Annotated in this window: 17 protein-coding genes; 6 read left to right on the top strand and 11 right to left on the bottom strand. The window is 63.5% G+C overall.

The genetic code is table 11. The features are described 5' to 3' along the window. Positions 1 to 123: 123 nt before the first annotated feature. The 4 genes from KF886_19020 to KF886_19035 all read right to left on the bottom strand — a co-directional run bounded on the left by KF886_19020 (position 124) and on the right by KF886_19035 (position 4,028). Positions 124 to 1,077: an endonuclease/exonuclease/phosphatase family protein gene (locus KF886_19020; GenBank protein ID MBX3179454.1), complete on the bottom strand. Its 954-nt coding sequence runs from the start codon at positions 1,075 to 1,077 to the stop codon at positions 124 to 126. A gap of 21 nt (positions 1,078 to 1,098) precedes the next feature. Beyond that, positions 1,099 to 2,052, bottom strand: coding sequence for a sugar phosphate isomerase/epimerase (locus KF886_19025; protein MBX3179455.1), 954 nt, complete (start codon positions 2,050 to 2,052; stop codon positions 1,099 to 1,101). Between the two features lie 573 nt (positions 2,053 to 2,625). Beyond that, on the bottom strand, positions 2,626 to 3,420 hold the full coding sequence (locus KF886_19030; protein MBX3179456.1) for a hypothetical protein: 795 nt from the start codon (positions 3,418 to 3,420) through the stop codon (positions 2,626 to 2,628). Continuing rightward, a complete protein-coding gene (locus KF886_19035; GenBank protein ID MBX3179457.1) occupies positions 3,420 to 4,028 on the bottom strand; it encodes a sigma-70 family RNA polymerase sigma factor in 609 nt (202 codons plus the stop codon). The genes KF886_19030 and KF886_19035 overlap by 1 nt, the downstream gene beginning before the upstream one ends. Positions 4,029 to 4,261: 233 nt before the next feature. On the opposite strand from KF886_19035, the gene argH reads away from it, so the two are divergent. From argH to KF886_19050, 3 genes are all read left to right on the top strand, one after another. After that, a complete protein-coding gene (argH, locus tag KF886_19040; protein ID MBX3179458.1) occupies positions 4,262 to 5,632 on the top strand; it encodes an argininosuccinate lyase in 1,371 nt (456 codons plus the stop codon). A gap of 84 nt (positions 5,633 to 5,716) precedes the next feature. Beyond that, positions 5,717 to 7,234, top strand: a complete 1,518-nt coding sequence (locus KF886_19045; protein MBX3179459.1) for a response regulator — start codon at positions 5,717 to 5,719, stop codon at positions 7,232 to 7,234. A gap of 71 nt (positions 7,235 to 7,305) precedes the next feature. Beyond that, positions 7,306 to 8,133: a hypothetical protein gene (locus tag KF886_19050; protein ID MBX3179460.1), complete on the top strand. Its 828-nt coding sequence runs from the start codon at positions 7,306 to 7,308 to the stop codon at positions 8,131 to 8,133. Between the two features lie 103 nt (positions 8,134 to 8,236). Here KF886_19050 and KF886_19055 read toward each other — a convergent pair whose 3' ends face one another. The 4 genes from KF886_19055 to KF886_19070 form a co-directional block, all read right to left on the bottom strand. Beyond that, positions 8,237 to 8,584, bottom strand: coding sequence for a DUF86 domain-containing protein (locus KF886_19055; protein MBX3179461.1), 348 nt, complete (start codon positions 8,582 to 8,584; stop codon positions 8,237 to 8,239). Then, positions 8,577 to 8,876, bottom strand: coding sequence for a nucleotidyltransferase domain-containing protein (locus tag KF886_19060; GenBank protein ID MBX3179462.1), 300 nt, complete (start codon positions 8,874 to 8,876; stop codon positions 8,577 to 8,579). The genes KF886_19055 and KF886_19060 overlap by 8 nt, the downstream gene beginning before the upstream one ends. Positions 8,877 to 9,071: 195 nt before the next feature. Next, positions 9,072 to 9,944: a DNA adenine methylase gene (locus KF886_19065; protein MBX3179463.1), complete on the bottom strand. Its 873-nt coding sequence runs from the start codon at positions 9,942 to 9,944 to the stop codon at positions 9,072 to 9,074. Next, positions 9,917 to 10,306: a hypothetical protein gene (locus KF886_19070; GenBank protein ID MBX3179464.1), complete on the bottom strand. Its 390-nt coding sequence runs from the start codon at positions 10,304 to 10,306 to the stop codon at positions 9,917 to 9,919. The genes KF886_19065 and KF886_19070 overlap by 28 nt, the downstream gene beginning before the upstream one ends. A gap of 628 nt (positions 10,307 to 10,934) precedes the next feature. Between KF886_19070 and KF886_19075 the strand changes: the two genes are divergently transcribed. Together KF886_19075 and KF886_19080 are read left to right on the top strand one after the other, a co-directional pair. Next, positions 10,935 to 12,149, top strand: coding sequence for an ammonium transporter (locus tag KF886_19075; protein ID MBX3179465.1), 1,215 nt, complete (start codon positions 10,935 to 10,937; stop codon positions 12,147 to 12,149). Positions 12,150 to 12,253: 104 nt separating this feature from the next. Next, positions 12,254 to 12,595, top strand: a complete 342-nt coding sequence (locus KF886_19080) for a P-II family nitrogen regulator (GenBank protein MBX3179466.1) — start codon at positions 12,254 to 12,256, stop codon at positions 12,593 to 12,595. A 1,245-nt stretch (positions 12,596 to 13,840) separates the two neighbouring features. Here the strand turns inward: KF886_19080 and uvrA are convergent. The 3 genes from uvrA to rpsD form a co-directional block, all read right to left on the bottom strand. Next, positions 13,841 to 16,696: an excinuclease ABC subunit UvrA gene (uvrA, locus tag KF886_19085; GenBank protein MBX3179467.1), complete on the bottom strand. Its 2,856-nt coding sequence runs from the start codon at positions 16,694 to 16,696 to the stop codon at positions 13,841 to 13,843. 160 nt (positions 16,697 to 16,856) lie between these two features. After that, positions 16,857 to 18,128: an adenylosuccinate synthase gene (locus KF886_19090; protein ID MBX3179468.1), complete on the bottom strand. Its 1,272-nt coding sequence runs from the start codon at positions 18,126 to 18,128 to the stop codon at positions 16,857 to 16,859. Between the two features lie 132 nt (positions 18,129 to 18,260). Then, complete coding sequence (gene rpsD, locus KF886_19095) at positions 18,261 to 18,869, bottom strand: 30S ribosomal protein S4 (GenBank protein ID MBX3179469.1); 609 nt, start codon at positions 18,867 to 18,869, stop codon at positions 18,261 to 18,263. Positions 18,870 to 19,214: 345 nt separating this feature from the next. On the opposite strand from rpsD, the gene KF886_19100 reads away from it, so the two are divergent. Then, on the top strand, positions 19,215 to 20,153 hold the full coding sequence (locus tag KF886_19100) for a MerR family transcriptional regulator (protein ID MBX3179470.1): 939 nt from the start codon (positions 19,215 to 19,217) through the stop codon (positions 20,151 to 20,153). The last annotated feature ends 65 nt before the right edge of the window (positions 20,154 to 20,218 follow it).

Below are 20,218 nucleotides of genomic sequence, written 5' to 3' on the forward strand. Positions count from 1 at the left end.
GGGAATCTTGTATACGCTCATAGCATCGCCGTCCGGAAAAGAGAACCGAGCAAACTACCCATATTTGCCGCCATCGTTGCCGATGTACCTTCAAACCGGATGAGCCTCCTTTCCTTGTGGCTGTCAGCCCGCGCCGGGGGCAACCGCGTCGGCCGCTTCGCCGCGCGGGCGAATGATCAGGGTGCTCATGTAACCCGTGTGGTCGCTTAACTCCAGCACCGTGTCGCCAAGCCGCACGGCCGCCTCGATCGGCTCCGTGGACTCCACCTCGACGGTATACGCGTCGCTTTCCGCCGCGAACAGGTGATCGATCCGGGACTCGCCAATCATAACGCGCGCAAGGCCCGCCCCGCTGACGGCGATCTCAAACTCGGGGTCGCCCGGGCGGCAGTTCATGTCCCCCGCGAGAAGCGCCGGGGCCGTCGGGCACCGGCTCGCGTTCATAAAATCCGCCAGCTCGCGCATCTGCTGCGCCCGCACCGCGTCGTAGGCCGGATTCCCGTACCCCGCCTGCGCGTGCGTGTTGTAGAAATCGATCAGGCCCCCCTCCGGCAGCGCGATCCGCGCCAGCGCCACGCCCTTCCCCGCCCACCAGTCGCCCTCCCAGACCTTGTAAAACGGATTGGACGCCGTGAAACGGTGAAACCACGCTTCCTGGATCGGGAACGCGCTCGCGATCAGCAGCCCGCTCCCCACCGTGCCGCTCGGGTAGTACTCGAAGTACTTCAGCCGCGACGGGGCAAGCTCCCGCATCAGGATTTCCCTATCCGCCGCGATAAACGCCTCCTGGAAGCCCACAATGTCCGGATCGAGCGTGTATAGCTTGGCCGCTATCGCCTTCATACGGCGCGGGCGGTCCTGGCTGCGCAGATACAAATCCTGGATGTTGAACGTCACTACCCGCAAGGTCACAGGAGCCGGCGCCGCCGGCGGCGGCTCCCGCAGCGCGGCGCTCTCCGCAAAATCGGTCGGAGCCCCCGTGCGGCCGTTGAAAAGCGCGGCGCCGCACAGCAAAACCAGCGGCGCCGCGGCAATCAGACACAGAACCAACAGCGCTATCTTGAGAAGCCGGGGCACGGGGTCTCCTCGGGGCGCCGGCTACACGCCCGCCCGCGCGATGCACTCGCGCATGCGGCGCAGTCCCGTTTCCGAGACGATCTTCGGGTCGGTCTTCCAGTGCTCCTCGTTGAAAAGCTCCAGCGAAAGCGTCCGGGTAAAGCCGATCGCCTTCAGATCGCGCAACGCCTGCTCGAGCGGCAACGCGCCGTCGCCCGGATACACGCGCGCGCCGTCGCCCGTGCCCTCCATCGGCGTGCCATCCGGGATGTCGTTCCAGTGGAAATTCGCGATGGACTTCCCGTTCAGCAGGCCCAGCCCGCCGAATCCGGAACCGCCGCGCCACATGTGGAACGTGTCGGCGATGATGCAGGCCGTCGGGTCGTCCGCGTCCACCGCCAGGGCCGCCGCCATGCCAAGCTTGTTCAGGCCCTTCAAGAAACCGATGAACTCAATCGCCACCACTATGTTGTAATCCTCCCGGCCGATACGGAGCAATTCGCGATACCGCTCCGCGCCCCACTTCACATCGAAGTCATCGCGATCCGGCGTCGGGATCGACGCCACGTGCAGCGACCCCACATCCGCCGACTGCCTCATCCGCTTCCGCGTAATCTCCAGCGTCGCGTCCCACTCCTCCTGTGTCGCCGGGATGCTGTTCCACAGCCCGATCACATTGGGGACAAAGAGCCCGCGATCCTTGATCTCGCGGCCCAGCGCCTTCAGGTCGCCGCCTTCTTCTTCGTACTTCTCCAGATCGTTGATCCAGAGTTCGATCGCGTCCCATCCCGCTTCCGCGGTAACCCGGATCTTGTCCTCAAGCGACGCGGGCCGGATCGTGCTCGTATTCATGGCAAGCGGCCAGGGGCTCGCGCCGCCCTGGTACGCGGCGGGCGCCGCGGAAGCTCCCGCGCTCACGGTGGCGGCCGCGCCGATGGCGGCGCCCGCGGTGGCGGTCTGCTGGAGGAACCCGCGGCGGCTGACGGGATTGGACATGGTGGCGATCTCCGTAAAGCGTGTGTTCGTCAATATCAGGGGTCGGAAGAAACGCGGGTAGTGTACCGCCCGCCCGCCCCCAGTGCAAGGCCCAGGGAAATCGCATTTAAGGCAAATGGGCGCAATCTCGAGTCGATTTGGAACCTTGAATCAAGGAAAGTGAGCAACCTGGAGCGCCGGCATCTCTGGCAAGGTCCGGGATTGGCCATGGGCGAAATGCCAGCGTTCCAACACGGGCTCTTTTCTGAGCTTCCGGTGGTTCGTATGGCGATTGGCTCGTAAACGAAGTTTAAACTCGATTGCCCTGGCAAGGCCCCGCCGCACGAAAGGATCAACCAAGGGAGGCCGTGGCGGGCCATGGGGAGGGAGGGGGAGGGAAGGGAAGCGACCCGCCACGGCTCCGTTGGTTGTTGGGAAGCATACTCGCCGCGCAAGGGCCTTACGGCGTCGGGACCCCTTCATTCCGGAATCCCCGCGCGCCCCAGTGAGGCGCCGCCTTGCGCGTCTGCCTTTTCTATTCGCGCCGGGGATCGATCCATGTCAGCCCGTGCAGGCCGCTACCCCGGGGTCAAATCAGGTCAAATTGCCGCGAATGGGCTGAACCAGCCTCGCCAGCTCCAGGGACGAATGGCCGCCGACCACGGCCGCAACGAAATCGTCCGTCGAAAGGCATTCCAGAGCCTCGCCCTCGTCGAAAGCGGCGCGAAGAATCTGTTCGCCCTCCGTCCCGCGGCGCGCGACAAACAGCTTAGCGGGCTCGTCACAACACCAGAAACGCAGCTCGAACAGGGTGCCCTCCGGGCAGCGCCCGCGGCAGATCCCCAGGAACTCGATATCGTGCCCGTGCCCCGACTCCGCCCCGATCGAATGCGCGAGACGCAGCGGAATGTTGTGATCGTGGAGGAATTTCTGCGCCGCCGCAAGCGAAGCCGGAGCCTGAAGCCCCTGCGAGAACTGCGCGCGGGTCGTATTCTTCGTGATCGCCACCACGCTGCCCGGGCGGTGGCCCTCCGTGAAGAAAAACGCCTCGTAATACGGCGCGCCCACGACGATGGCAAGCGTCGCCGCCACCACGACCGACGTCCGCGAAACCCAGTATGCCAAACGGCTCGGGCGCGCGGGAGGAGCCGCAAGCGGCACGACATTGTCCGGAGCCAGCTGCGCCGCCAGGGACTCCCAGAGCGCCGCGGGACATCCCCCCCCGCCGGACGACAGGCTCTCGCCGATGGCCGCTTCGAGGCGCACTTCGCCCTGAAGCCGGGCGCGATCACGCTCGGCCAGCGAAGCCTCGAAGTCCAGCGCTTCCGAAGCGGACATCTGTCCGTCCAGATACGCCATCCACCGTCTGTCCTGATCGTCGCACTTCATTATGCAGTTCCGCTTTTTTGCAGCTCCATGTCGTCCGATTTGCTTCCGCGCGGCAGGAGGCGCGGCATGTCGCGCACGATGCCCTGCTCCCGAGCGTAATCCACCAGCTCCTTGCGAAGCTTGGCGCGGCCCCGGCTCAGGTGCGTCATCACCGTCCCGACCGGGATATCCATGATCTCGGCGATTTCCTTGTAGGAGAATTTCTCCACCCCGCGCAGCAGCAAACACGTGCGCTGAGCCGGAGACAAATTCTCCATCGCCTGATTCAACTCGTCGCCGCACGCTTCCATCACCCGCTCGGGGTTGTCGAGCACATCGTAATACGCCCGATCATCCGTCAGCGAGACAAACGCCGACTCCGGAACATCGTCCAGCGGCGCGGGACGCCGGCCCGTCACCCGGTTGGCCACGTAACACTTGTTCGTGATGATCCGGTACATCCAGGCCCGGAAGTTCGTCCCCGGCGTAAACTTGTGCCGGTTCTCCCAGGCCGCCAGGACTGCCGACGAAAACACGTCGTCGGCCACCCCCGGATCCCACAGGGTACGCGTTACGTAGCGGTAGAATTCATCTCGGTAGCGATCAACTTGTTCGAGAAAGTCGTTCATGGCGCCTTCTTAATTCGTTGACTACACGGTTTAATGTCAAGTTTACTGGCCACCGCTAGCAACATTCCCGGTGTGTGGAATATTCCAGCGGTAATCGCAGTCCGCCCCCTACGGGCACGGGGACCACACGCCCCGGCATCGAATCAATGCCGGTCAATACGCTAAAATGACCGCCGCGGGAGGGCCGCTGCGGCTCTTTGTCTATTTCGCATACTATAACCCGAGGAGTCGAAATGAGCAAGCTTTGGGGTGGGCGTTTTGAGGGCAAAACCGACGCCCTCGTGGAACAACTCGGCGAATCCGTCAGTTTTGACGCCCGGCTGGCCCCCTGGGACATCCGCGCCAGCATCGCGCACGCCACCATGCTCGGCGATCGCGGCATCATCAGCCAGAAAGACGCCCGGGACATCGTGCGGGGCCTCAAAGCCATTGATCGCGACATCGCCGCCGGAAAAATGGCCTGGGATACCGGCCTGGAGGACGTCCACACCAACATCGAGGCCGCCCTGGTCGCCCGCGTCGGCGAAGCCGGCAAGCGCCTCCACACCGGACGCAGCCGAAACGACCAGATCGCCACTGACATGCGGCTCTGGATGCGCGACCAGATCGACGCCATTACCGGGCTCCTCGCGCATCTCCGAGCGGCCCTGCTCGACCTCGCCGAGGCCCACCAGGACGTGATCCTCCCCGGGTTTACCCACCTCCAGCCCGCCCAGCCCGTCCTCCTGGCGCACCACCTCCTCGCCTACGTGGAAATGTTCGCGCGCGACGGCGATCGCTTCTCCGAGCTCCGCGCCCGGGTGAACGTCCTCCCCCTCGGTTCCGCCGCCATGGCCGGAACACCGTATCCCATTGACAGGAAACAGGTTGCGAAGCTGCTCGATTTCGCCGCCATCTCCCGAAACAGCATGGATGCCGTCTCCGATCGCGATCACATGATCGAATTCTGCGCCCACGCCGCCCTCGTCATGATGCACCTCTCCCGCATCAGCGAAGAACTCATCCTCTGGTCCAGCCCCGCCTTCGGTTTCGTCGAAATCGGCGACGCCTTCACCACCGGCTCCAGCATCATGCCCCAGAAGAAAAACCCCGATGTCGCCGAACTCGTCCGCGGTAAAACGGGCCGCGTCTACGGGGACCTGCACGCCCTCCTCACCCTCATGAAGGGCCTCCCCATGACCTACAACCGCGACCTCCAGGAGGACAAGGAAGCCCTTTTCGACGCCTCCGATACTGTCCAGCTCTGCGTGGCCGTGTTCGCCCGCATGATCCCTTCCATCGCGATCAACCGCGAGGCCATGGAGCGGGCCACGCGCCACGGCTTCATGGAAGCCACCGACCTGGCCGACTATCTCGCCATGAAGGGCGTGCCCTTCCGCGAGGCCCATGGCATCGTCGGACGCATCGTCCGCCATTGCGTCGCCGCAAAGACCACCCTGCCCGATCTCCCGCTGGACGTATACCAGCAGCATTCACCCCATTTCGAGCGGGACGTCTACCAGGTGCTGGACCCCCGCGCCATTGTCTCCCGGCGAAACAACCCGGGGGCCACCGCGCCATCCCAGGTGGCGCGCGCCCTCAAGCAGGCCCGCAAACGGGGATAAACATCTGACATTATTTCACTTTGCGGAGTTTCCGCCGGAGTATGGTATGATTAGCACGTGTCGTCTTGGCACATGGGAGACGGTATGGCGAAATCGGAGCGCATTCTAATCGTTGATGACGAAATCGTCATCCGCGAGCTGATGTCCGATATCCTCACGGATGAGGGGTTCAACGTAGAGTCCGCGCCCAATGGCGTGGCGGCGCTCGAAATCCTCCGCGCGGCCAACGACTTCGCCGTTCTCTTCACGGATATCATGATGCCCGAAATGGATGGCATCGAGCTCATCCGCAAGGCCCGCCAGGTCGCCCCGGCCCTCGTTCCCATCGTCATGACCGGCTACGCCACCCTCGAAACCGCCCGCGCCGCCGTCAAGGAAGGGGCCTACGACTACGTCCTTAAACCCTTTAATCTCAGCGAGATAAAGATGGCGGTCACCAACGCGCTCGAGCGATGCCGCCTCTCCAATGAAAACGCATCCCTACGCGAAATCACCGAACTCTTCCGCATCAGCGAGCGGATCGCATCCATACGGACCGAAGATGATCTGCTCGATTACGTCCTCGAGGCCTCGCTGGAGCGCGTAAACGCGCGCCGGGGCTCGCTCATGCTCGTCTCCGAGGACGGCCAGCAACTCGAAGTCGCCCGCGGCGTCGGCATCCCGCAGGACTTCGACCGCGCCGCGATTCACGTCAAGAACACCATCTCCGGCTGGGTCGCCGAAAACGTCAAGCCCCTCTTCATCGAGGACATCCGCCGCGAACCCACCGTGGACAAGCTCAGCTGGCAGCTTCGAGACAACTCCTTCATCTCCGTGCCCCTCGAACGGAAGTCGTCCGCCCTGGCCGAGACGCAGAATGCCCGCAGCAAGGTCGTCGCGGTGCTCAACGTCACCGAAAAAGAGGGCGGCGCCAGTTTCTCGGAGGCCGACCTCAAAATCCTCAGCATCATGGCCAACCACGCCGCCGCAGCCCTCGAAAACGTCCGCCTCCTGCGCGACGTCGAGGATGCCCAGCGCGAAATCGTCTTCACCCTCGGCGAAATCGTCGAAACCCGCTCCCAGGAGACCGGCTTCCACGTCAAGCGGGTCGCCGAATACTGCAAATTGATCGGCCTCAAGTGCGGGCTGAACCCAAGCGAGGCCGAAGTCCTCCGCCTCGCGTCCCCCCTCCACGACGTCGGCAAGGTCGGCATCCCCGACGCCATCCTCAACAAGCCCGGAAAACTCACCCCCGAAGAGTTCGACGTCATCAAGACCCACGCCACCATCGGCTACGACATGCTCAAGGTCACCAAGGGCCATGTCCTGCGCGCCGCCGCCGTCATCGCCCTCCAGCACCACGAGCGCTACGACGGAAATGGGTACCCCCACGGCCTCGCCGGCAAGGAAATCCACCTCTTCGGCCGCATCACCTGCATCGCGGACGTCTTCGACGCCCTCGGCGTCAAGCGCGTCTACAAGGACGCCTGGGATCTCGACCGTATCCTCGCCCTCTTCCGCGAAGAGCGCGGACGCCAGTTCGACCCCGAAATAACCGACGTCTTCTTCGAAAACCTCGACGAAATCCTCGCCATACGCGCCGCCCTCGCCGACGTCGACTAACGGCTTCGCCCGAGACGACGCCAACCACGGTGGCGACGTTTCCTCCAACTTCCAAAACTGCGGGACAATAAATGCGTCAGTCGGGTCGTTACTTCCTCGTCATTGGCCCGTTTGCCGTCATTGTCGCGGCGATGGTGCTCTTGGATGTGGAATCCGTCTCAGAACGGATTGGAAAGACACAGGCCGGCATCAATCTGCGCCGTCTCGACAGCGAGACAATCCGGATATCGTGGGGAACGGGAAGTGGCGTGAATGTCTCTCCTGAGGGAGCACTAGGATTCTGGGGGTTTGTACTCGAATCAGCACGCGGGAATGGCACGCCGCAGGAATTGGCTCAGGCGCTACCCCCGCTTTCTCCTCTCGACGGCGTTTGGATGTATTTGGTGAAACCCGAACGAATGGGGGAGACCGTGCCTGCAGAATTTGTAAACCCGAAGCTCGACGGGGCCATTGACCATATGTTTCACTTAATCGCGCTTGGAGGCGAGGGAAACCAAAACGGGGACAGGATCACGCGCCTGGCGGCACGAAGTTACATCTATCTTGGATATGTGGTATTGAATGAAAGCGATGTTGTCGCGCTGCTCACCGCGCTCGCAGACCGATCCAGGATCAATCTGGAGGAAGATATCGAAACACCTGAAAGGCGCTTGTACCGATTGCGCCCTGGCGTGGAACATATCTTTGCGGATGACCCCAATGACGAAAAGGCGCTTGCTGACGCCAGAAGAAATATTCCGATTATGTATGAGTCGATCAACTTGGACGCCGGGCATCCGGGTGATGTGATGCATGTCCTCTATCTCGATGGGCACGTCGAAGCCATACCGTACGGAGAACGATTTCCGGCGCTTCCAAGCTTCATGGATGCCTTTCCGCCCCCTACGGTGTCGGAGTAGCCCGCGCCAATGATCCGGGAAAAGCCGGTCGGTGTTGACCACGGCTGTCGACAACGGATTGTTATTAGCGCGCCTGCGGCCCGGAATTCACGCGGTGACGCGCTCACGAACGGTCTTCACTCGCCAACAGGGCTTCAATTATGGGAACGAGCTTTGGCAGGGCTTGCGTAACCGTGGCCCATATGATGTCGTGATCGATATCAAAGTACGCGTGCACGAGACGGTTTCGGGCGCCAATGATGGGCTGCCATGGTATCTCCGGGTGGGCCGTGCGAAACGCGGGCTCGATCCGGCTCGCCGCCTCGCCGATTATCTCCAGCGCGCGAATCACCGCGAATCGGAGTTGGGCATCCGTGTCCAGGTCGGACCGCGTTCGAGAATGCACAAAAGCCATGCCCTCGCGCGCGGCTTCCAACATGTGCCGGACTCGGTTGCGATCAGAATCAAGCAGCATACTGAATCAACGCGTTTCGCACCACTTCGTCCCGAAAGTGGCGGCTGAGATCCCGTGGGGTTCGCATATCGGCTTTGCGGCCAAGTATTTCGCTCAGCTCGGCTTCCATCGCCGCCACATCGAACAAGGTCGGTATGTGATCGGGATGATACTCGAAGAGCACATCGATGTCGCTTTCGGGACTGAACCGGTCGGTAAGTATCGACCCAAAGAACGCCAGCTGGGTCAAATGATGGCGGCGGCAGAAGGCCTCAATGGCGCCCGGTTGAATCGTCACTGGCAAGTTCATGCGAAACCCTTTCCACGTCAATCCTGGGTGGATTAAGTATAGCAGAGCGGGTATCAGGTAGCGGAAAAACCATGGCATTCTCGGAACTTGCGAAAAAAGCCGCGGATGCGAGACGTCCATGGAGCGCAAACTGCCTGGGGTAGCATTTCATCCCTGTTGGGCGATGCAATGCCTCAAGATCGCTCACGCAGAGGCTCAAAAATTTCGCACCAGCACTTCCCGCACCTTGCCGCGCTTGTCCGCGTCCCGGTTCACCAGCCGGGCCGCCATCACATAGTCCACCCGGAACCCGCGATACAGCTCCTTGATAAGTGGCGTATCGGAATTGGACAGCAACGCCTTCACCCCCCGTCGGTCGAGCTCCCGGAAGACCTCCGCCAATTCCGCCTGGGCCGCCTCGCCAAATTGCTCCTGGTGGTAGCTCGTGAAATTGGCCGTCTTGGACACCGGATCGTAGGGCGGATCGAAATACACAAAATCACCGGGTTCCGCGTGTTCAAGCACCGCCTGAAACGGGCGGCATTCGAGCGTGCAGTTCCCAAGCGCCGCCGAGACCGCCCGCATGTTCGCCGCGTCGCAAATGCGCGGGTTCTTGTACCGCCCCATCGGCACATTGAACGCGCCCTTGCTGTTTTCCCGGTAGAGCCCGTTAAAACAGGTTCGGTTCAGGTAGATCACCCGCGCCGCCCGCGCGAGCGGATCCTCCGGTGTGCTGGCGCGCACGGCGTAGTAGTGCTCCTGGCAATGCGCGGCCTGGTGTTTTTCCAACAGCGCGATGACGCCCTCCACATCCTGCTGGACGCCCTGGTAGGCCTCGATCAGCCGCGGGTTGTTGTCCGAGAGGAACGCCGCCGCATCGCCGAGCGCGCCCCGCCGGCACAGGTGGAAAAACAGCGCCCCGCCCCCGACGAAGGGCTCATGGTAGCGCCCGTGCGGGCGCGCCTTCGCCACGCGCTTCTCCAGCTCGGGCAGAAGCTGCCGCTTCCCGCCCGCCCACTTCAGGAACGGCCGCGGCATGGCGTCTCGCAGGTTCACGCGCTTCACAGGCCGAAATACAGCTCCAACCATTTCTTGAGGTCACACAGCTCCACCGCCTTCCCGGTGGACAGCAGATACGCCTTCAGGTTCGCCGAGAAACCGTCCCCAGCGTAGACCACAATCCCGCGAATTGGCCAGGCGCGGATATCCTCGATCGTCGCCGGGATCTTCTCTTCCGCCGAACCCGCGCCGCCCTGGTACTTGCACTCCAGGCCGAGGCTCGTGCGGGTCTCCCGGTGCTTCAGCACCACGTCGATCCGGCGCCGCGCACCCCAGATGCGCCGCCCGACCTCCACCTGCCGCTCCACCACGAGGCCCAGCGCCGCGCCAATTTCGGCGACAGCGGCCTCCAGGTCGTTTCCAGATTCTACGGCGGCGGCTTTCCCGGGCATGTGATCTCAATGGGGGTTGGGGTTGCAGCGGGAGTATGTCCGAAAGGCCGCCGAAGGATCAAGGCGCGGAGCCATTCCGGGCGGTGGCGGCCCGCCCCGGAAGTGAGTTCCCGCACCCGACCACATCCTACGGTTTGGTAGGTTGGATGCTCTGAGACTACGCCGCTGTAGTTTTCCAGCAAGCGACCGGCCCAGGCCCACGAGAACCCGCCGCGGAGCCCACGCCGCTCGCAATGCCCCAGCCTGAAACAGGTTACACGCCATTTCGATCCAGGGCGAAGGGCCACAAATCAAGTTTGGCACGCTAGTTGCCCTAGAGCCCGCAAGATGTTTCCTGGAGAGTAATCAGGCGTGTTGGAGACGCCGGGGAACATCGGGCAATGGGATGGGCGTAGAGACGCGCCCTGGCGCCGGGCGTTTTCACGCGCGACCTTCCCCTCTTTTTGCTTTGCGAGTAGTCTGTTACACGCCCTAATCAGTTCCACAGGAGGAGCGATACGTGAAAAGTCCATGGAGTTTGCGAAGTGGTCTCTGGGTCCGGCCCGGGCTGGCGGCGGCGGCGCTGTGCCTGCCCGGCCTCGCCTTTGCGCAGGATACGCCCGAACTGAACTCGGGCGACACCGCCTGGATGCTCGTGGCCACCGTGCTGGTGTTGTTCATGACCATACCCGGCCTGTCTTTGTTCTACGGCGGCCTCGTCCGGTCGAAGAACGTGCTGTCCGTATTGATGCAGTGCTTTACCATTACCGCGCTGGCCAGCGTGCTCTGGGTCGCCGTCGGCTATAGCCTCGCCTTCAGCGTCCCCGAATCGCAGGTGGAGGGAACCTTCAACTTCCACTCGCTCGTCGGCGATCTGAGCAACGTGTTTCTGAAGAACGTTACGGTGGACAGCCTCGCCGGCTCCTACCCCGAAACCATCTTTATCATGTTCCAGATGACCTTCTTCATCATCACGCCGGCGCTCATTTGCGGCGCCTTCGCCGAGCGCATGAAGTTCTCCGCCGTGCTCATATTCACGGCTCTCTGGCTCGTCCTCGTCTACGCCCCCATCTGCCACATGGCCTGGTCGGGCGGCGGCGCCCTCTTCCACAACTGGGGCGTCCTGGACTTTGCCGGCGGCACCGTCGTGCACATTAACGCCGGTATCGCCGCGCTCGTCGCGTGCCTTCTCGTCGGAAAACGCACCGGATATCCCCAGAAGCCCATGCCCCCGCACAATATGACGATGACCCTGACAGGCGCCGCCATGCTCTGGGTCGGCTGGTTCGGCTTCAACGCCGGCAGCGAACTCGCAGCCGATGGCGTGGCCGGCATGGCCATGCTCGTAACACAGCTCTCGACCGCCGCCGCCACCCTCACCTGGCTCGGCATCGAATGGGTCAAGCACGGCAAGCCCAGCGCACTCGGCGCGGCCACCGGCGCGGTGGCGGGCCTCGTGGCGATTACCCCCGCCGCCGGCACCGCCGGCCCCATGGGCGCCCTCCTCATGGGCGTCGCCTCCGGCGCGATCTGCTTCCTGGGAGCCACCTCCCTCAAGCGCATGGCCGGCTATGACGACTCCCTGGACGCCTTCGGCGTGCACGGCGTCGGCGGTATCGTCGGCGCCCTGCTCACCGGCGTCTTCGCCTCCGAAATCTTCGGCGGCGCCGGACTCGAAGTCAGCATCGGCGCGCAGGTCTTCGCGCAGCTCAAGAGCATCCTCGTCACCCTTGTCTACGGCGGCGTGGCCTCCTTCATCCTGCTGAAGGGCATCGACCTGGCCATCGGCCTCCGGGTAACCGAGGAAGTCGAAAACCAGGGCCTCGACCTGGCCGAACACGGCGAAGAAGGCTATATACTGTAAGCGGGTTTCCCCCCGGGGAGGCGCGAATGCCCCCCGGGGCCAGACATCCGGCTGGCGCTGTTGAAACAAGCACAACCTGCCGCAAGGTAGTGGAGAGCATAAACGTGAAAAAAGTCGAAGCGATTATCAAGCCCTTCAAACTCGAAGAAGTCAAGGACGCGCTGTCCGCCGTCGGAATCCAGGGCCTCACGGTCTCCGAAGTCAAGGGCTTCGGGCGCCAGAAAGGCCACAAGGAGCTCTACCGCGGCGCCGAGTACGTCGTCGAGTTTCTGCCCAAAGTCAAACTGGAGATCGTCTGCACCGACGACGCCGTGGAAAAGGTGGTGAGAGCCATTCAGGACGGCGCCTCCACAGGACGCATCGGCGATGGAAAGATCTTCGTCTCCCCGATTGACGAGGCCGTGCGAATCCGCACCGGAGAATCCGGCGACGCCGTGCTGGGCTGAGGCCCACCGCCCCCGGACGCTGACCAAGGGACCCCCGGACCTGGCAAACCCGCCAGCGCCGGGGGTCCGCTTGCCTTCCGCGTCACCGCCGTTCAAGCAGCCCACCAATAAGCCGTCCCCCTTCAAGTGTGCCACGGCCAAGCGGCGCGGCCCCAGCCGCGCGGTAGCTTGACCGTGACTCCTGTGACCGTCAAACGTCAAACGTCAAACGTCAAACGTCTACCGTCAACCGTCAACCGTCAACTGTCAACTGTCAACTGTCAACTGTCAACTGTCAACTGTCAACTGTCAACTGTCAACTGTCAACTGCCCCGCCCCCCTCCAAGTGTGCCACGGCCAAGCGGCGCGGCCCCAGCCGCGCGGTAGCTTGACCGTGCCCTAAAGCCTCCAGCCTAAAGTCTCCAGCCTAAAGCCTCCCCCAAAAAGTGCAACGCCCCATCCCAATTAATAGGTGATTGACGGGGAAACTTCGATCGCGTTTGCCACCTCGTCCCCTTTCAACGTTCAGACGCGGGCTCTGTACTGGCGGATTACCACTGGGCGTATGCCGGCTATTCCGCACCACGATACTGCCAGACACCCCCGCGCGTCGTTAGTCTGACCCAAGGTTAAAACCGCCAATCACCCGCATAAGTCCGGCGCCGGACAACCTTCTAAAACCACAACTGCAACCAGGGGACTGGAGCCCGCGACGCCAACCACCCCAGCCGCGAAAGCGCCCCAAACCACCCCAGAATCGCGGGTGCCTGTACCCGCAGAAAAACGCCCCCCGTCCCACGCGCACCCGCCCCAGGGACCGCGGCGCCCCATCACCCCGGGTACCAGCAGCCCGAACGCGACCCCAGGGACTGCAGCGCCCCATCACCTCAGGTACCAACAGCCCACACGCGACCCCAGGGACTGCGGCGCCCCATCACCTCAGGTACGAGCAGCCTGCGCGGTACCGAAAGCGAGCCCAACCAAGCCGCTACACGGCCAACCGGCGCGGCTGTCCCGTCGCCCGCCAGGCAAAAGCCACCCAAGCCGCGTACGCGCCCCAAACCACCCCAAAATCGCGGGCGCCGCCAAGGGGACTGGCTCCCGCGACAAAAACCACCCAAGCCGCGTAAGCGCCCAAAGACCACCCCAAAATCGCGGGTGCCTGTACCCGCAGAAAAGCACCCCCCCGTCCCACGCGATTCCGCCTCGGGCGTATTCCCGTCCCTCCAGCCTACAGCCTAAAAGCCTAAAGCCTGCAGCCCAAAGCTACACCTTATCCTTCAAAAACTGCCCCGTATAACTCTGCTTACACGCCACAATCGCCGCCGGCGGCCCCACCGCAATCACCCGGCCCCCCGCATCCCCGCCTTCCGGGCCAATGTCAATGATCCAGTCGGAGGTCTTGATCACGTCCAGATTGTGTTCGATAACCACCACCGTATTGCCATGATCCGCCAGGCGGTGGAGCACCTGCAAGAGCTTGTCCACGTCCGCCGCATGCAGACCCGTCGTCGGCTCGTCGAGAATGTACAGCGTGCGCCCGGTCTGGCGTTTGGCCAGCTCCGACGCGAGCTTCACCCGCTGGGCCTCGCCCCCGGAAAGCGTCGTCGCCGCCTGGCCCAGCGTGATGTACCCCAGGCCCACATCCATCAGCGTCTGCACGGGCCGGTAGACCGCGGGGATGTGCTTGAAGAACGCGCACGCGTCCTCCACCGTCATTTCGAGGACCTCGGCGATGTTCTTGCCCTTGTAGCGCACTTCCAGCGTGTCCCGGTTGTAGCGGTGGCCATCGCATGTGTCGCACGGCACATACACATCCGGCAGGAAATGCATCTCGATGGTAATCAGCCCGTTGCCTTCGCACGCCTCGCAGCGCCCGCCCTTGACATTGAAGCTGAAGCGCCCGGGCTTGTACCCGCGGGCCTTCGCCTCGGGAAGCTGGGCAAACAAATCTCGGATGGGCCCGAACATCCCCGTGTACGTCGCCGGGTTGGATCGCGGCGTCCGCCCGATCGGCGACTGGTCGATATCGATGATCTTGTCGATGTGGTCCAGCCCCTCGATCCGATCGTGCTTCCCGGGCTTCTTCTTCGCGCCGCCATGCAGCGCCCGCGACACCGCCGGGTAGAGCGTCTCGTTAATCAGGCTCGACTTGCCGGACCCGGATACGCCGGTAATGCAGACGAACTGGCCCAGCGGAATCTCCACGTCCACCTTCTTGAGGTTGTTGTGTTCCGCACCGTAGATCGCGATCGACTTACCGTTGCCCGACCGCCGCTCTGCCGGGCAGTGGATCGACAGCTTCCCCGTGAGGTACTGGCCCGTGAGCGACTTCTTCGACGCCATGATCTGCTTCGGCGTGCCCTGCGCCACCACGCGTCCGCCATGCACGCCCGCGCCGGGCCCCATATCCACCACGAAATCCGCTGTGCGGATCGTATCTTCGTCATGCTCGACCACAATCACGGTATTGCCCAGATTGCGCAGGCGCTCCAGCGTTGCGATGAGCTTGGCGTTGTCCCGCTGGTGAAGCCCGATACTGGGCTCGTCGAGGATATACACCACGCCCACGAGGCCCGATCCGATCTGCGTCGCCAGCCGGATCCGCTGCGATTCCCCGCCGGAAAGCGTCCCCGCCTGGCGGTCGAGCGAAAGGTAGTTCAGCCCGACGCTCGAGAGAAAGCCAAGGCGCTCGCGGATTTCCTTGAGGATGCGTTCGGCGATGATCTTCTGCGACTTCTCCAGCTTGAGCGACTTCGTGTATTCCAGCGCGTCGCCAATCGACATCCGGGTCACGTCGATGATGTTGTGGTTGTCGATCTTCACCGCCATCGACTCCGGACGCAGGCGCGCCCCCGCGCAATGCGGGCAGGGGCGGCTGGCCATGAATTCGCTGATGGTCTCTCGCGCGCGGTTCGACTCCGTGTCGCGGTAACGGCGCTCGAGATTCGGGATCACGCCTTCGAAAGGCCGCATGACCTCGTAGGTGCGCTTCGCGTTGGAATACGAAAACGCCACCTCTTCGTCGCCGGACCCGTACAGCACGATCTGCTGGAACGTCTCCGAAAGCTGGCGCCAGGGCGTATACACGCTCTCGCCGTAGTGCTTGCACACCGATTCCAGCGCCTTCCGGTACATCCCGTCCATCAGCCGGTGCATGCTCCACGGCCGTACCGCGCCGTCCTCGATGCAGATCGACGTGTCGGGCACCACGAGCTCCGGGTCGACCTCCATCACGGATCCCAGGCCCGTACAGTGGGCGCAGGCCCCGTGCGGGTTGTTGAAGGAGAATGCGCGCGGCTCCAACTCCTCCGAGGCGATGCCGCACTCGACGCACGCCAGGCGCTCGCTCTGCAGCATCTCCTTCTCTTCGCCATCGGGCGTCTGATACCAGATGCGTATCAGGCCCTTGCCGTGCTTCAGACAGGTTTCCACCGAATCCGTGAGCCGTTTCCGTGCGCCGTCCTTGACCACCACGCGATCCACCACCACGTCGATATCGTGCTTGACGTAGCGCTCCATCTCGATGTCGTCGTCCACGTGGTGGAACGCGCCGTCCACGCGGACCCGCGTGAAGCCCTGGCGCTTCACGTCCTCAAACACCTTCTGGTACGTGCCCTTGCGCTGGCGGATGACCGGCGCGAGCAGCTGGACCTTCGCGCCCTCGGGGAACGCGAGGATTGTGTCCACGATGCTCTGCGGCGTCTGCGACTGGATCACCTTGCCGCACTGGTAGCAGTGGGGCGTGCCCACGCGCGCGAACAGGAGGCGCAGGTAGTCGTAGATCTCCGTTACCGTCCCCACGGTCGATCGCGGGTTCCGGTGCGTCGTCTTCTGCTCGATCGAGATCGCGGGGCTCAGCCCCTCGATGTGGTCCACATCCGGCTTGTCCATCTGATCCAGGAACTGCCGCGCGTACGCGGAAAGGCTCTCGACGTAGCGCCGCTGGCCCTCGGCGTAAAGCGTGTCGAACGCGAGGCTGGACTTGCCGGAGCCGCTCAGGCCCGTGATCACCACGAGTTTGTCCCGCGGGATCTCGAGATTCAGATCCTTCAGGTTGTGTTCCCGGGCGCCCTTGATCGAGATCACGTTCGACGGGGATGTTTTCTTCTTCGGGGGCATCGCGCGCTGGCGCCTCGTGGTCTTGGAATGGGTACCGGGCCAATACAGGCCACCCCGGCGCGATACCGGGGCGCCGGGGTGAGTGAAGCATTCAGAATACTAAATATTGGTTCAGTGAATCCAGCCGCATCACCGTTCGGAACGGCCGCGCGCCGCCGGATCAAACCCCGCGATCGATCAGCGATTCGCGCTCGGGCCCGACGGATACGTAGCGGATGCGGCACTGGATCTGCCGCTCGATCTCGAGGACGTAGTCCCGGGCCGCCTGGGGAAGGCCGTCGAAGGTCCGCACGCCCGTAATGTCCTCGTCCCAGCCGGGCATGTCCTCGTACACCGCCGTGGCTTCGTCGAGCACTGCGTTGATCGGGAATCGGTCGATCCGCTGGCCCCGGAAATCGTAGTGCGTGCAGATCTTCAGCGTCTTCAGCCCGCTGAGGCTGTCAAGCTTCGTGAGCGCGACCTCCGACGCCCCCTGCACCTGCACGCCATACCGCGTGGCGACCGCGTCGAAGTGGCCGATGGTGCGCGGGCGCCCCGTGGCCGCGCCGTATTCCTCCGCGATCTCGCGCAGCGCGTTGGCCTCGGCGTCGTTCATCCGCGTCACGAAGGGCCCCTCGCCGACGCACGTCGAGAAGGCCTTCACCACCGCCATGACGCGGTCCAGCCCGCGGCCGAAGAGGCCGCCGCCCACCGGTGCATAGGCCGCCAGCGCGCAGGAGGACGTCGTGAACGGGTAGATGCCGAAGTTCAGATCGCGCAGGGTGCCGAGCTGCGCCTCAAACAGGATGTTCTTGCCCGCCGCCGCCGCCTCTTCAAGCACCACCGTGGTATCGCAGATCAGGTGGCGGATCTTGTCGCCGTACGTCTCCGCCCACGCCATCGTCTCGTCGAAGGAAATCTCGCCGTTCTTGCCGTAAATGCCGGACTGCAGCTCCTTCCACTCCAGCAGGTGCAGAAGACGCTCCCGGAAACGCTCGGGATAGAGCAACTCCCCGATCTGGATGCCCTTTTTCATCGTGCGATCGCCATAGGCCGGCGCGATGCCCCGGCGCGTCGACCCGTAGGCCTGCGCGCCCAGGCGCTCCTCTTCCCACGCGTCCTGAAGGCGGTGGAACGGAAAACAGATCGTGGCGCGATCCGAAACGCGAATCACGGGATCGATGCCGCGCGATTTCAGGTCGTCCAGTTCGTCGGCGAGGCCCTGGATATCGATCACCATGCCCGGCCCCAGAATATTCGTGGCCTTCGGATTGAATACGCCGGAGGGGAGCAGGTGCAGCTTGAAGGTCCCGAATTCGTTCACGACGGTGTGGCCGGCATTGTTGCCGCCCTGAAACCGAACAACGAAATCCGCGTTCTGCGCAAGGTAGTCCACCATGCGCCCCTTGCCCTCATCCCCCCAGTTGGCTCCTACGACGATGTCTATGCTCATATCACGGCCCTTGCGCCATTGGATCGAATTCGCGGGAAAGCGCCCGATGCCGGGCAAACATGAAATGGGCGGGCCACGGTGTGCGCAGCCCGCCGCATGCGGTGAAAAATTTCCGGGAAAAGCGCGCGGCCCTTACCGGGAGTAGAAACCGATGACCCCGGCCGTCTCGGCCTTGAACGGGAGCGTCTCGGCGTTCGGAAGCGCCGTCATGCGCCCCTCGAACGACTTCGACGCGCGGTCCAGGTATTCCGGGATGTGCACCGGCGGGTGCTCGACGCCCTCCGCGATCATCGGGACCTTCTTGCTGCGTTCGCGGATGCCGATGGTCATGCCGGGCAATACGCGGAACGAGGGGATGTCAACCTTCTTGCCGTTTACCAGGATGTGGCCGTGGTTCACCAGCTGGCGCGCCGCAGTGATGGTGGGGGCGTAGCCCAGGCGGAAACAGATGCAGTCCAGGCGGCTTTCCAATAGCATCAACAGGTTGGTGCCCGTCACGCCGCCCATGCGTTGGGCTTCCTTGAAGGTCTTGCTCATCTGGCGCTCCAGAAGCCCGTAGTGCATACGGATCTTCTGCTTCTCCACCAGCTGCTGCCCGTAAACCGACATCTTGCGGCGGATGTTCTGGCCGTGCTGCCCGGGGGCGTACGGGCGCTTGTTCGACGGGCATTTCGCACTGCCCCAGATGCATGACCCGAGGCGGCGGCAGAGTTTGTGTTTGGGTCCTAGATACTTGCCCATATCGCTCGCGTTTTTCCTTTTCGTTGGACAGAAAATACCGTCTAAGTGGCGCGCCCGCCGCAATCGCGCGACCGGCACAACAGGGCATATTTCGCCCTGACAGGATGACAGAGTTGCGTATATTACGCGCTGAAGGCGGGTGAAGTCAAGTTAAGATCACGCGCCGGCAGACCACGGACGCACCCGCGCCCCGCATTTCACGGTTTTGTACCGTCACCCCCCCCAGCGGCACGCGCCACAACGCGGGGTTATGTCCCGGCAGGAGTCAATGCCCCGGATTCTTGCCACCATGCATGTCTAAAAAATGTCCTACCATTTTTTAGACATTCCTGCTATAATCCCGCCATGGCCTACGAAGAACCGCGACACCCCATCAATTTTGTGGCAAACCGAACCGGATTGTCAACCCACGTCATCCGCGTCTGGGAGCGCCGCTACGGCGCCATTCAGCCGCAACGAAGCGACACCAACCGGCGCCTTTACAGCGATGCCGAAGTGGACCGGCTGAAACTGCTCAACCAGGTCAAGTCGCAGGGGCAGTCCATCCGCCTCATAGCGCAGCTCCCGAATGATGAGCTCAAGCGGATGCTGGTCGCGGTCGAAGGGGATCGCCTCGCGGCCGCGCGCGCGCCGAGCAACGGAGAGCACGGCGCACGGATCGACACCCTGATGGAAACCTGTAAGAGCGCCATACTCGGGCTCGACGAGGACGCGCTCGCCCGGGCGCTGCTGGAAGCGAGCGTGCAACTGCCGCTGCTGCCGCTGCTGGACAATCTGATAGGCCCGCTGATGACCTGGATCGGGGATCGCTGGCACGCGGGCGCCCTGCGCGTGGCCCACGAGCACATGGCCACCGCGGCGATCCGCAGTTTCATCGGGCGCATCAAGCCAATCCGCCGCGCCGGAGCAGGCGCGCCGTGCGTGGTGATCGCCACGCCGGCCGGCCAGGACCACGAGATAGGGGCGCTGATGGCCGCGACCATGGCCGCGAACGAAGGGTGGCGCGATCTGTATCTCGGCCCCAACCTGCCCGCCCACGAGATCGCGCTGGCGGCCATGGAATCGGGCGCCCGCGCCGTGGCGGTGAGCGTTGTGGCGCCGGGTAACAACCCGGAGACCATCCAGGAGTTTCACACCCTGCGGCACGTGCTCGAGGAACGCATCCCGATCATCGCCGGCGGCGGCGGCGTCACCCGAAACCGGCTCCACTACGAAATGGACGGCGTGCGCTGCGTGGACGACCTGGCGGGATTTCGGCTGGAGCTCGCGCGGCTGAACCCGTAGCAAGCCGCGTGCGGGCCCGCGCAAAAATTTTGACAAGCGCCGCGATCTTCGGATAAACTTCTCAT

Source organism: Candidatus Hydrogenedentota bacterium, assembly GCA_019637335.1.
In the GTDB taxonomy this organism is placed as follows: Bacteria; Hydrogenedentota; Hydrogenedentia; order Hydrogenedentales; family JAEUWI01; genus JAEUWI01.

What these genes read in the sequence shown, in the direction of transcription:
- argH (MBX3179458.1), top strand. Translation starts at nt 4,262, where the DNA reads ATGAGCAAGCTTTGGGGTGGGCGTTTTGAGGGCAAAACCGACGCCCTC.
- KF886_19035 (MBX3179457.1), bottom strand. Translation starts at nt 4,028, where the DNA reads ATGAACGACTTTCTCGAACAAGTTGATCGCTACCGAGATGAATTCTAC.
- KF886_19045 (MBX3179459.1), top strand. Translation starts at nt 5,717, where the DNA reads ATGGCGAAATCGGAGCGCATTCTAATCGTTGATGACGAAATCGTCATC.
- KF886_19070 (MBX3179464.1), bottom strand. Translation starts at nt 10,306, where the DNA reads ATGCCCGGGAAAGCCGCCGCCGTAGAATCTGGAAACGACCTGGAGGCC.
- uvrA (MBX3179467.1), bottom strand. Translation starts at nt 16,696, where the DNA reads ATGCCCCCGAAGAAGAAAACATCCCCGTCGAACGTGATCTCGATCAAG.
- KF886_19075 (MBX3179465.1), top strand. Translation starts at nt 10,935, where the DNA reads ATGCTCGTGGCCACCGTGCTGGTGTTGTTCATGACCATACCCGGCCTG.
- KF886_19100 (MBX3179470.1), top strand. Translation starts at nt 19,215, where the DNA reads ATGGCCTACGAAGAACCGCGACACCCCATCAATTTTGTGGCAAACCGA.
- KF886_19050 (MBX3179460.1), top strand. Translation starts at nt 7,306, where the DNA reads ATGCGTCAGTCGGGTCGTTACTTCCTCGTCATTGGCCCGTTTGCCGTC.
- KF886_19025 (MBX3179455.1), bottom strand. Translation starts at nt 2,052, where the DNA reads ATGTCCAATCCCGTCAGCCGCCGCGGGTTCCTCCAGCAGACCGCCACC.
- KF886_19060 (MBX3179462.1), bottom strand. Translation starts at nt 8,876, where the DNA reads ATGAACTTGCCAGTGACGATTCAACCGGGCGCCATTGAGGCCTTCTGC.
- KF886_19030 (MBX3179456.1), bottom strand. Translation starts at nt 3,420, where the DNA reads ATGAAGTGCGACGATCAGGACAGACGGTGGATGGCGTATCTGGACGGA.
- KF886_19090 (MBX3179468.1), bottom strand. Translation starts at nt 18,128, where the DNA reads ATGAGCATAGACATCGTCGTAGGAGCCAACTGGGGGGATGAGGGCAAG.
- rpsD (MBX3179469.1), bottom strand. Translation starts at nt 18,869, where the DNA reads ATGGGCAAGTATCTAGGACCCAAACACAAACTCTGCCGCCGCCTCGGG.
- KF886_19065 (MBX3179463.1), bottom strand. Translation starts at nt 9,944, where the DNA reads ATGGTTGGAGCTGTATTTCGGCCTGTGAAGCGCGTGAACCTGCGAGAC.